The 11,615-nt window shown below is 47.8% G+C and carries 7 protein-coding genes; 3 read left to right on the top strand and 4 right to left on the bottom strand.

From position 1 onward, the window contains the following. Positions 1-476: 476 nt before the first annotated feature. Entirely contained in the window at positions 477-902 is a 426-nt protein-coding gene (locus tag NQ534_RS15320) for a hypothetical protein (protein WP_006861701.1), read from the top strand. 510 nt (positions 903-1,412) lie between these two features. Here NQ534_RS15320 and NQ534_RS15315 read toward each other — a convergent pair. After that, positions 1,413-1,613: a hypothetical protein gene (locus NQ534_RS15315; RefSeq protein ID WP_040782918.1), complete on the bottom strand. Its 201-nt coding sequence runs from the start codon at positions 1,611-1,613 to the stop codon at positions 1,413-1,415. Positions 1,614-1,858: 245 nt separating this feature from the next. Next, entirely contained in the window at positions 1,859-5,398 is a 3,540-nt protein-coding gene (gene nifJ, locus NQ534_RS15310) for a pyruvate:ferredoxin (flavodoxin) oxidoreductase (protein ID WP_006861697.1), read from the bottom strand. Positions 5,399-6,331: 933 nt separating this feature from the next. On the opposite strand from nifJ, the gene NQ534_RS15305 reads away from it, so the two are divergent. Continuing rightward, positions 6,332-8,275 (top strand): fibronectin type III domain-containing protein, encoded by a 1,944-nt coding sequence (locus NQ534_RS15305; RefSeq protein WP_050778299.1) that lies wholly within the window; start codon positions 6,332-6,334, stop codon positions 8,273-8,275. A gap of 221 nt (positions 8,276-8,496) precedes the next feature. Here the strand turns inward: NQ534_RS15305 and NQ534_RS15300 are convergent, their stop codons facing one another. Continuing rightward, positions 8,497-9,723, bottom strand: coding sequence for an Ig-like domain-containing protein (locus NQ534_RS15300; protein ID WP_006861690.1), 1,227 nt, complete (start codon positions 9,721-9,723; stop codon positions 8,497-8,499). 103 nt (positions 9,724-9,826) lie between these two features. Between NQ534_RS15300 and NQ534_RS15295 the strand changes: the two genes are divergently transcribed. Next, positions 9,827-10,069, top strand: a complete 243-nt coding sequence (locus NQ534_RS15295; RefSeq protein WP_006861689.1) for a helix-turn-helix domain-containing protein — start codon at positions 9,827-9,829, stop codon at positions 10,067-10,069. A 189-nt stretch (positions 10,070-10,258) separates the two neighbouring features. On the opposite strand, the gene NQ534_RS15290 is transcribed toward NQ534_RS15295, so the two are convergent. Further along, positions 10,259-11,398: an ROK family transcriptional regulator gene (locus NQ534_RS15290; RefSeq protein ID WP_040782915.1), complete on the bottom strand. Its 1,140-nt coding sequence runs from the start codon at positions 11,396-11,398 to the stop codon at positions 10,259-10,261. Between the last annotated feature and the right edge of the window lie 217 nt (positions 11,399-11,615).

The following is an 11,615-nucleotide window of genomic DNA, read 5'->3' as shown; positions in this document are numbered from 1 at the left end:
ATACATATAGTTGTCTTTATTATAGGCATTTTTCCCGTTTTTGGAAAGGTCTGCCCGATGTCGTGTACAATTCGCACTACGCCGCAATGCGACATCCGGTTCATTCACGTTCATTTTCTTTTCATAAGTCAATATTTTTGTCGTGTATTCTTTTTTCACTGACGTAAATTGCTGTTTTTCTCTTTCCCGGAACCGCCGATTTTTGCTCTGGCAATTTGACAGAAATTCTATTCCATGTCATAATTGTTTTTGACAATATGTGTGGCTCTTCTGCCGGGATTTTTCGCGCCGGCGCCCGGAAAATGCGGTTTCCGGATGCCCTCTGAAAGCCTTCTGCAGGATATGCACGCATACAAAAAGCCTTAAAACGGCACAGCCCGCCTGTCTGGACACCGGCACACAATGCGGCCGCTCTGCTTTTTTAAGTATTCCAGGTATTCCTAATCTAAGGTTTCGAGAGGGAAAGGAGTTTTCTTATGACAAACACACAAAAAGGTCCCGTTAAGAAAGCAGCGGGCTTCTATGTCGGCATTATCGCAGCCGTTCTCTGCATTGCGTCTGCCGTCGTATATGGGATGAAATTCAGTTCTATCACATATAAGGAAAAAATTTATGATTCAAATGTATGCCTTTTGCTTGGCATCACGGCAGCGGTTGCCATCATTATGCTGCTCATCAATAAGATCGCGGCATATGCTCCGGTGGTGCTCTGCGCAGGCAGCGGCATCGCTTGTCTGATGTTCGTGCGCCTAATGATCTGGCCGATTTCCGATACGATTTACGGCATCGAGCCCTTCCAGCACATGAACGAGCTTTACACCTGCGCCGCACTTCTGGTACTGAGCTTCGTATTTTCAGAGATTTCTCTGTATATGAAGAAAACCAAAGTGAAGGCCGCTTAAAAAAGCCAGTTGACATCCTAAAAATATGCAGAAAAAGCTGACGGTTGCCTGTCAGCTTTTTTTGTTGCCATGCATATGACAAAAACGTCCGGCGGACGTTTTTTAGTTGCCATGCATACGAAAGGCGCTGCCAGTGGCAGATCCTGCAGGTACGTATCCGGGAACTGCACCGGGTGTTCTCCGGAATCCGTCTGTCATATGTCCTTCCTCAGACACGTTGCTTTTCTTGATTTTGCTGCGCCGCCTATCGGGCAGCCCCTCCGCTAACTCGCCTGCCATGCAGGCTCAGACACGCTCCGGGTGCTGCCGCTATGCTCGCAAAATCTGCGAAAGCTTCCTATTGTCTGCGGCAGGACATATGCAGCGGATTCCCGTATACATCAATATCCCCGAAGCTGCAAGCCGCAGGCAGGTTTGCGATAGAAGCTTATATACGCAAAGCAGAGCGTCAAATCATTGAATTAACTGTATTTTTGAATTTTTCTTCACTTTTAGTTCAGCAATGGCACCTTAGTGTAATACATCAAACTCCGCCGGAGCAATTTCAGCAAGTAATTTCATACTCTCACACTCCACTTTTGCCATAACAAATAACGTCACGAAAGATTTCGATGCATACGGTCTCCGCGTTGTATTTCCGCCTGCCCTGGTGCAGGTATCATCGATTTCCATAAGCAAATAATTGGCAGATTTTCGCAGTTTTGCGAGCATAGCGACAGTTTCCGAAGCATGTCTGAGCCTGTGGAACACAGGCGAGTTTGCGAAGGAAGCTGTCAGATAGGCGGCGCAGCAAAACAAGGAAATCAACATATTTGCGTTGGAAACCAATGCATACTGCACCCGGCGGCGGAAACGCCGCACCTGCAGGAGCTGCCACTGGCAGCTCCCTCCGGATATTTGGCAACCTGTAAAAAAGGACCGGCGCATATGCGCCGATCCCCGTAAATTATCTGAAATTACTCTTTGTCTGCTGCGTGCAGCCCAACCAGTTTGTTCAGATATGCATATCTTTCTTCGTTGCACTTCTGGTTCTTTGCGAAGAGTCTTGCAGCTCTTTCCGGATTTGCACGTTTCAGAGAGTTGTAACGTACTTCTCCGTTGAGGAACTCTTCGTATCCGGTGTAGTCCGGAGCCTTGGAATCCAGGGTGAACTTGTTCTCCGCCTGCGGATTGAAGCGGAACAGATGCCAGTAACCAGCCTTTACAGCCAGCTCTTCCTCTGTCTGCGCCTTGCTCATGCCCTTCTTGATACCGTGGTTGATACACGGAGCGTAAGCGATGATCAGTGACGGTCCCGGATAAGCCTCTGCCTCTGCAAGAGCCTTTACGGTCTGGTTGTAATCAGCACCCATAGCGATCTGTGCTACGTATACATAGCCGTAGGACATAGCGATGGAAGCCATATCTTTCTTCTTCACTTCTTTACCTGCAGCAGCGAACTGTGCAATAGCACCCGGCTGTGTAGCCTTGGAAGCCTGTCCGCCTGTGTTGGAGTAAACCTCGGTATCGAATACCATTACGTTGATGTCCATGCCGCTTGCAAGAACGTGGTCAACGCCGCCGAATCCGATATCGTATGCCCATCCGTCACCACCGAAGATCCACTGGGATTTCTTAGCGAGGAAGTCTTTCTGCTTCAGAACCTCCTGGCAGTCGTCGCATCCGCATGCCTCGCATGCTGCAACCAGCTTGTCGGTAGCTACGCTGTTTGCGCCGCCTACGCTGAAGGTATCCAGCCATTCCTGTGCAGCAGCCTTTACATCTTCGCCGCAGCAGTCGCAGTCAAGCAGAGCCTGTACCTTTACTTTCAGACCGTCACGGAGTGCTTTCTGAGCCAGCAGCATACCATAACCGAACTCTGCGTTATCCTCGAACAGAGAGTTGGACCATGCCGGACCCTGTCCCTTAGCATTTACGGTGTACGGTGTGGACGGTGAGGAGTTACCCCAGATAGAGGAGCATCCTGTTGCGTTTGCAACGTACATTCTGTCACCGAACAGCTGGGTGATCAGTTTTGCGTACGGTGTCTCACCGCAGCCTGCGCATGCGCCTGAGAACTCAAGCAGCGGCTGTTTGAACTGGGAACCCTTTACGGTGTTCTCTTTGAATTTCTCTACAACGTCTGTCTTGATCGGCAGTGTTACGCCATAGTCAAAATACTTCTGGCTGCCTGCGTTTGCTTCCATGTTCTCCATAGTAAGCGCCTTTGCACCCTTCTTGCCCGGGCAGACATTTGCGCAGGAGCCGCATCCGGTACAGTCATAAGCGGATACTACCATAGCGAACTTGTAGCCAGCCATACCGGTCATCGGCAGAGTCTTCATGCCTTCCGGAGCTGCAGCTGCTTCTTCTTCTGTCAGAGCGATCGGACGGATAACAGCGTGCGGGCAGACATAGGAACATCTGTTACACTGGATACAGTTATCCGGATTCCATACCGGGATATCTACCGCGATGCCGCGCTTCTCGAATGCTGCGGAACCGGACGGTGTGGAACCATCCACGTAATCCTTGAACGCAGATACCGGCAGGTTGTTTCCTTCCTGTGCGTTTACCGCATGCTGAACAGTATTTACGAAATCTACAACGTCTTTTCTGCTTCCGGTAACATCCTTAGCAATGATGTCTTCCTCAGCAGCATTCTTCCAGCTCTCCGGAACGGTAATCTCAACAACCTGCTTTGCGCCGGCGTCGATCGCGTCGTAGTTCATCTGAACGATAGCGTCACCCTTACGTCCGTAGGTAGCCTTTGCAGCAGCCTTCATGAGGTCGATTGCCTGCTCCTCCGGAATGATGTTCGCCAGTTTGAAGAAAGCAGACTGCAGAACAGTGTTGATACGCTGTCCAAGACCGATTTCCTTACCGATCTTAATACCATCAATTACATAGAATTTGATGTTGTGGTTTGCGATAAAGCTCTTAACCTGTCCCGGAAGATGCTTCTCGATACCTTCCATATCCCACGGGCAGTTCAGAAGGAATGTACCGCCGTCTACCAGCTCCTGTACCATGTTGTACTTGCGTACATAGGACGGGTTGTGGCAGGCAACGAAGTTTGCCTTATGAATAAGGTAGGTAGATTTAATCGGCTTCTTACCAAAACGAAGGTGGGACATGGTAACACCGCCGGACTTCTTGGAGTCATAATCGAAGTAAGCCTGTGCGTACATGTCGGTGTTGTCGCCGATGATCTTGATGGAGTTCTTGTTAGCACCTACGGTACCGTCTGCACCCAGACCCCAGAATTTGCAGTTGATGGTTCCTTCCGGTGTGGTAACAAGCGGAGCGCCCAGTTCCAGAGACAGGTTGGTAACATCATCTACGATACCAAGTGTGAATTTCTGCTTTGTTGTGTTGTTGTATACCGCAACGATCTGTGCCGGTGTGGTATCCTTGGAACCAAGGCCATAACGTCCTGTGAATACCGGAACAGAATCGAATTTGGAGCCCTTCAGAGCTGCAACAACATCCAGGAACAGTGGCTCGCCCATAGCGCCCGGCTCTTTTGTTCTGTCAAGAACGGTGATCTGCTTAACAGTCTCCGGGATAGCTGCGATCAGAGCCTCTGCGCTGAACGGTCTGTAAAGACGAACCTTTACAACACCAACCTTCTCGCCTGCTGCCATCAGGTAGTCGATGGTCTCTTCGATGGTATCACATACGGAACCCATTGCAACGATAACTTTTTCAGCATCCTCTGCGCCGTAGTAGTTGAACAGCTTGTAGTTTGTGCCGATCTTAGCATTTACTTTGTCCATGTATTCCTGTACGATTGCCGGCATAGCATCGTAGTACGGGTTACATGCTTCTCTTGCCTGGAAGAAGATATCCGGGTTCTGTGCAGAACCTCTCTGGCACGGATGATTCGGATTCAGCGCATGATTGCGGAATGCCTCAACCGCATCCATATCTACCATATCCTTCAGGTCTTCGTAATCCCATGTCTCGATCTTCTGGATCTCGTGAGATGTACGGAAGCCGTCAAAGAAGTTGATGAACGGGATGCGTCCCTTGATTGCTGCACAGTGTGCAACCGGTGTAAGGTCCATAACTTCCTGTACGGAAGATTCGCACAGCATAGCTGCACCTGTCTGACGACATGCGTAAACATCAGAGTGGTCTCCGAAGATGGACAGCGCATGGCTTGCGATTGCACGGGCGGATACGTTGAATACACCCGGAAGCTGCTCACCAGCGATTTTGTACAGGTTCGGAATCATCAGAAGAAGACCCTGGGAAGCTGTGTAGGTAGTTGTCAGAGCACCTGCTGACAGGGAACCGTGTACGGCACCTGCTGCACCTGCCTCGGACTGCATTTCCGTTACCTGGACTTCCTGTCCGAAGATATTCTTTCTGCCCTGGGTTGCCCATTCGTCTGTGGCTTCAGCCATAACAGATGACGGGGTGATGGGGAAGATAGCCGCCACATCACTGTATGCATAAGAAGCATGAGCTGCAGCATGGTTACCATCCATCGTTTTCATTTTTCTTGCCATTTTTGATATTCCTCCTTATTTTTTTGAACCCCGGAGGGTTCTGGCTTTCATATGTGAACCATATGACCCGAAGCCCCGGCTCTGCCCGCTCATATGGCATACCCATACAGCATGTCCATACGGCATACCAGTCTGCCGGACAGCGCAGCCGCTTTGCGCGGCACAATGCTCTCCAGGCAGCCCCGAAGCTTCTCATATAGAATTATCATATCACAAATCCGGTAACTTGTCTATTTTCCCTTGCGCAAAAAATCACATTTTTTGTACTTTTCACGATACAAGAAAGCCGTGCGCATCCAAAAAGGAAAGTTTCTGCGGGAGCTTGCTCACAGCAGACAACTTTCCTTGATGGATGCATAGGGCGCACGCCCGTGACTGAGCGGCTCTGCCGCGAAGTTCACTGCACGGCTTTCGCAGCACTCTGGTAATCGCCCGTGGGCGCTTGCGCACAAACGGGCATCTGGCGGATGGGACATATAGGGCGAATGCCCGTGACTGAGCGGCTCTGCCGCGAAGCTCACTGCACGGCTCGCGGCACTCTGGTAATCGCCTGCGGGAGCTTGCACAGCTTTTTCTCCGTCTTGTTACCCTTATAATCAACAAAGGGACCGTTTTCATCAAAAATATCAAGGTCTGGGCATCCAGTATCAAAATAGCAGCAAAGTAAATGCCGTTCGGGCGTTTGATTATTGCTCCGTATTACGCTATATAAAAAAACTTTACAAAAAATTCCAAGTAATCACAAGAACTACTGAAACAATTATAAGCTTCCAGGCTTAGGGAAAAAATCCGATTACTTCCCCCGTGGAAGGTAACCGTAAAAATCATGACCATGCGAATATAGCTGTTTATTGCTTGAACCACCCCGTCAAGTATGCTATGATAAAAATGAAAATTTATAACTGTAAACTTGCAAAATAAGGGAGAAAATGTATGAAATCAGGAAAGAGAAAAAACTATTGCATGAAAACAGCTTTCGCCTGTATTCTAATGCTGCTATGCCTTGTATTTCCCGCCGGACAGGCGCGTGCCGCAACCGGCATCAGCGTAGATGTCCACTCACAGAGCGAAATCAAGGCAATGATGAAAAAACTGAACCCCAGAAAACTGGCAACCAGTTATACGAATCCACCCGTAAACACAGCGCCATACAGTCTCGGACAGGTCAGCTCAGCGACGCTCCAAAACGGCTTAAACACACTGAATATGGTTCGCTACATTGCAGGTATTCCCTATAATGTACAGATCAAAACCGATTATCAAGAATTGGCCCAGGCAGCGGCGCTGATTAATTATGTACAGGGATATTTATCCCATGATCCTGCACAGCTCCCCGGCATGAGCGATGCGATGTACGAGAAGGCTTCGCAGGGCGCGCGCTCCTCCAATATTGGCTGGGGATACAAAACGCTGTATGACGAAATCGTCTTTGGCTGGATGTCCGATAAGCAAAGCAACAACATCGACCGTGTGGGTCACAGAAGATGGTGCCTAAACCCGACCATGCAATATACAGGCTTTGGCATTGACAATGACTATTATGCCATGTATGCCTTTGACGGCAGTGGCCAGCCTACGGCATACAAAGGAGTCGCCTGGCCGGCTCAAAATATGCCGCTTGAATTTTTTGACCAGGCGATGCCCTGGAGTATCTCTATGGGTACCCCGGTCGCAAATGCATCCGTAACCTTGAAAAGACTTAACGACGGACGTACCTGGTCGTTCTCCAAAAGCTCCTCGAACGGTGATTTCTATATCGAGAATTCTAATTACGGTCAGAAAGGATGTATTATTTTCAGACCGGCCGGGATTGGTAATTACAATTCCGGCGACCTTTTCCAGGTCACTATTACCGGAACGAATCTGTCCGTACAGTACCAGGTAAATTTCTTCTCACTGAGTGATACGACAACCACACCCGCCACCTGCCAGCACACAGGCGGTACCGCTACCTGTCAGCACAAGGCGGTATGCGTTCTCTGCGGAAAGGAATATGGTCCCCTCGGAAGTCATCAGTATTCGGCAAGCGCTACAATCGAGAAGAATGCCACCTGTACAGCTGCCGGAACGAAGGCTTATTCCTGTACCGTCTGCGGCGCGAAAAAGCAAGAGAGCATCCCCGCTACCGGACATCAATATGAAAACCCGAAACTTGAGAAGAACGCCACCTGTACGGCTGCCGGAACAAAGGCTTATTCCTGTACCGTCTGCGGCGCGAAAAAAAGAGAGAGTATCCCCGCTACCGGACATCAATATGAAAACCCGGAACTTATATGGAGAGGGATTACTTCATGCAATGCTGTTTTTACCTGCAGTAGCTGCGGCAGCACCCAAACCGTAAAATGTACCGTTACCCAAAAAACCACGGCCACCTGCACGAAAGCCGGAAGTACCATCTATACCGCATCCGCTACACTGGGAAATCTTTCTATAAAAGAAAGCGTAGAAATAGTACAGAGCAAAGCGAAGGGTCACAAGTATACCTACACGATTGCCAGCAACACCAAACATAAGGCCGTGTGCAAGACCTGCAAAAAGACAGTGACAGCCAAGCACACGTATAAAAATAATACCTGCAAATACTGCCATGCCGTCAAGCTGAAGACGCCTGTTCTCACCAGTGCGAAAAACATTTCCGGCAAAAAAATCTCCGTCATATGGAAGAAGACGGCCAGTGTTACAGGCTACCAGATAGCTTACAAGACAGGCTCCGTCACAAAAACCGTGAAGGTGAAGGCTTCCGTCCGCCAAAAGGCACTGACCGGACTGACCAAAGGAAAAACATACCAAATCTCTGTCAGAGGCTACAAAACCATCGGAAAGACCACCTATTACTCAAGCTGGAGTAGCGCCAAACGTGTAAAAATTACCAAATAACCTTATGGAGCTGTTTCTGAAACTAGTTTTCAAGACAGCTCCTTTCTGCTCCTCACAGATTTTTCATTAGGGCGAATGCCCGTGACTGAGCGGCTCTGCCACGAAGTTTACTGCACGGCTTTCTCCTATTACTATTACAAACCCCCGAAACTTTCGTTCCGGGGGCGCATTACGCATATTGCTGCATTCCAAATTAAAAAAGCAGATTTTATCATCCTTTTCTAAAACGACCAGCCAATGAAATATATCCAGCTATGCAGAGGTGACTTTGACACAGCATCCCATGATGTGGGCGCAACATAATTCACCGGAGCTTTTGTCATATGATAATTTACAGTTATATGTGCATTATCTCCTTTATCAAAATCAACAGCCGAACCATTCTTCACTTCCTTAGAATCTGAGCCGTAAGATACCAGAATCTGATCTAATATATATCCCGGTGCCATTTTTACGGAAATCACTTTTCTGCCAGTAATTTCTGCACTCACACTCATAGTTCCTTTGTACTGCCCTGCAAACTCCTGTTCCCCGATTTTAAAGCTGCTGAAAGGTGACTCCATTTCTTTCACAATAATATTACATGACAAATTATAAGTCTTCCCATTTTGGATCACCGAAAATGAAATCTTTGATGTCATATTTGCAAGGTCGGCATTATCGCGATAAGAAGCAGCTGCTACCTGAATAGCATCCATCCCATTTCTTTTTTTAGCTTTTATATATGTATTTGAAGATTTAATGTTTGTAATCGCTGCATTTTTATCCAGATTCTTAATAAAAATAAAACAGTCTGGAATATCAAGGATATTTGTGTCATGTACATACACTGTCTGATTTGCTACACAGGTCGGCGCTGGTTTTGCTGAAGCCGGCTTTGCTTTAACCGTCACTGCGCAAGTATATTTCTTTTTGCCAATTTGCGCATATACGTTTGCTTTCCCAGCCTTTAAACCGCTAATCTTATATTTGTTTTTTCCAAGTTTCTTCAGTGACAGAACTTTTTTATTTGAAACGCTCCATTTTGCAGTAGAAGATGTATTTTGCAAAGATAGTGTGAAAGAGGAACCTGCATTTACGGTTTTTGTCTTGGCCGACAAAGCTACTGGCAATTTTTTCACTGTTACTTTGCATTTATATGTCTTTGTTCCAACTTTTGCGCTGATAACAGCCGTTCCATTCTTTTTTCCAGTAATCGTACAGGAAGTCCCGTTTGCTTTAATTACTGCTACACTTTTTTTACTTGATTTCCATGTTACCTTTTTCCCTTTTGTCACATTTTTTAAAGCCAGCTTATACGTTTTTCCCTCATAAATAGAAACGCTCGTTTTGTTGAGCGTAATCTTTGCCGCATCCGTTTTGACCCCTGGAAGGGCAAAAACAATCATCGCCCACAGAAACAGGCTCTTTAAAAGCAGCTTCCACATTTTCCCTTTCTTTTTTCTCATTTTTCTCTCTCCTTTCTATATTAGCCATATATGGCTAATATTATTATACCCCGCAACTGGCTAATATTCAAGTAGAAACTAAACTTGAAAGGACAGCCAGATAATGATAACTTACGAACCACTTTGGGAAACAATGAAAAAGAAAGGCATTACACAATACAAACTCATTAAAGAGCATAACTTCTCAGCCGGACAATTAAGCCGCCTGCGCGCAAACGCGTATGTAAACACTCATACGATCGACGTACTATGCCAGATATTGGACTGCAAAGTGCAGGATATTATGCAATTTGAAAAAAACCTCCTCGACGACCACGAATATAAACCGGAAAAATCATATTATTAGTTTTTCAACTTAACCTGCACTTGACCTATAGTAACAGGTCAAGTGCAGGTTAATTATCCCTCCACACATACTTCTTAGAACTGCATCCCATCTTTCACCCGTCCTGCTGGCAGGCGATCCCGGTGCCATACTGTAAGTACGGTCAAAAACACGCCTTAGTCATGCACACAGCCGCAGACCACACACGGTTCACATCGCGGCTTCCGTCCCGATGTCCCGGAGAAATTCTTTTATGAACGGCAGCGCCGCTCCGATAGACACGGCATCGCTGCGGCACTTTCCCTGAATGATATAAGAAACATCATCCAGAAAGGTGGAGCGCTGCAGCACATCCGCCCGCACCGCCGCAATATCCTCTTCCGAAAAAAGCGACGCGATATTGCCGCCGAGAATAATCGTATTTTCCATAACCATATGAAGATTATTAATCAGCATGGACAGATACCGGCGATATTCCTCCCACCTTTCCAGGCAGGCGGCGTCGCCCTGCTCCTTTTTCGCAAAAAACTCCTCCGGCTCCATCCCCGGTCCTGCAAGAAACTCACCGGAGCAGTAGCACTCGGCACAGCCCTTCCTTCCGCAGTAGCACGTCCGCCCGTCCGGCACCAGCGACATATGCTCGAAGGTACCGGATTTTCCGGTAAGCCCTTTCTGCAACTCGCCGCCAAGTATCACAGCACCGCCAAGATGCTGCCCGATAGAAAGATAAATCGCGTCACTGATTTGCGGATTCTCCCAGAGCTCGCTGTTCGACGCGCACTCCGCATCGTGAAGAAATCTGCACGGCACACGAAAATAACCGGCAAACCGCCCGATAGACCATCCCGTACAGTCAAGAATTTTTCCATAAGTAACGCGCGCGCCGTCCGGCGAAGTCAGCCCCTGGATACCCAGACCGATTCCAAGAAGCTGCTCCTCCCGGTACCGGTACTTCTGCATAAACTCCTTCACAAGCTTCTGCAAATCATCAAAATACAAATCGTCAGCATGAAAAACCAGACTATACCGCTCCTTCGCCTCCTTCTTTCCATACAGATTCAGCGCGGTAATATAAACCTTCTTATCCAGTATCTCAATTCCAACGGCAATCCGGGCGTCCGGAATAATCCGGTATGCCGCCGCACGCCGTCCCACCGCCGACGCAAGCTGCCCCGCTTTCTCAATCAGCCTCTCCTCCAACAGCGTGGAAAGATGCTGCGAAACCGTCGGCAGACTGATTTCCAGCGCATTGGCAATCGACTGCTTGGAGCAGTCCGGATGATAATAAATAAAATGATAAACATCCGACAGATTTTTCTTCTTTATATCCGTAAGCGAAAATGTATTCATAATAGCAGGCTCCTCCCCGGTGTCATATTCGCAAAACCATTTGCTAAAATCATTATACAATTTATCTTCTTCTATTTCAACAAAAATCCCCCGGACAGGTGGAATACCCCGGATACCGGCTGCTGTTCACTCCGTTCACAGCCGTGCATCGCCCCTCTTTGGTAATTATATACAAAAATCGACATTCAACTTTGTAAACAATGTAATATTGACCTAT

The sequence above is a fragment of the Marvinbryantia formatexigens DSM 14469 genome (assembly GCF_025148285.1).
In the GTDB taxonomy this organism is placed as follows: Bacteria; Bacillota; Clostridia; order Lachnospirales; family Lachnospiraceae; genus Marvinbryantia; species Marvinbryantia formatexigens.
This window is presented reverse-complemented; position numbering and strand designations above follow the sequence as displayed.

Excerpts from the sequence above, each read along its gene's own strand:
- NQ534_RS15305 (WP_050778299.1), top strand. The coding sequence starts at position 6,332 with ATGAAATCAGGAAAGAGAAAAAACTATTGCATGAAAACAGCTTTCGCC.
- NQ534_RS15300 (WP_006861690.1), bottom strand. The coding sequence starts at position 9,723 with ATGAGAAAAAAGAAAGGGAAAATGTGGAAGCTGCTTTTAAAGAGCCTG.
- nifJ (WP_006861697.1), bottom strand. The coding sequence starts at position 5,398 with ATGGCAAGAAAAATGAAAACGATGGATGGTAACCATGCTGCAGCTCAT.
- NQ534_RS15295 (WP_006861689.1), top strand. The coding sequence starts at position 9,827 with ATGATAACTTACGAACCACTTTGGGAAACAATGAAAAAGAAAGGCATT.
- NQ534_RS15290 (WP_040782915.1), bottom strand. The coding sequence starts at position 11,398 with ATGAATACATTTTCGCTTACGGATATAAAGAAGAAAAATCTGTCGGAT.
- NQ534_RS15315 (WP_040782918.1), bottom strand. The coding sequence starts at position 1,613 with ATGCTCGCAAAACTGCGAAAATCTGCCAATTATTTGCTTATGGAAATC.
- NQ534_RS15320 (WP_006861701.1), top strand. The coding sequence starts at position 477 with ATGACAAACACACAAAAAGGTCCCGTTAAGAAAGCAGCGGGCTTCTAT.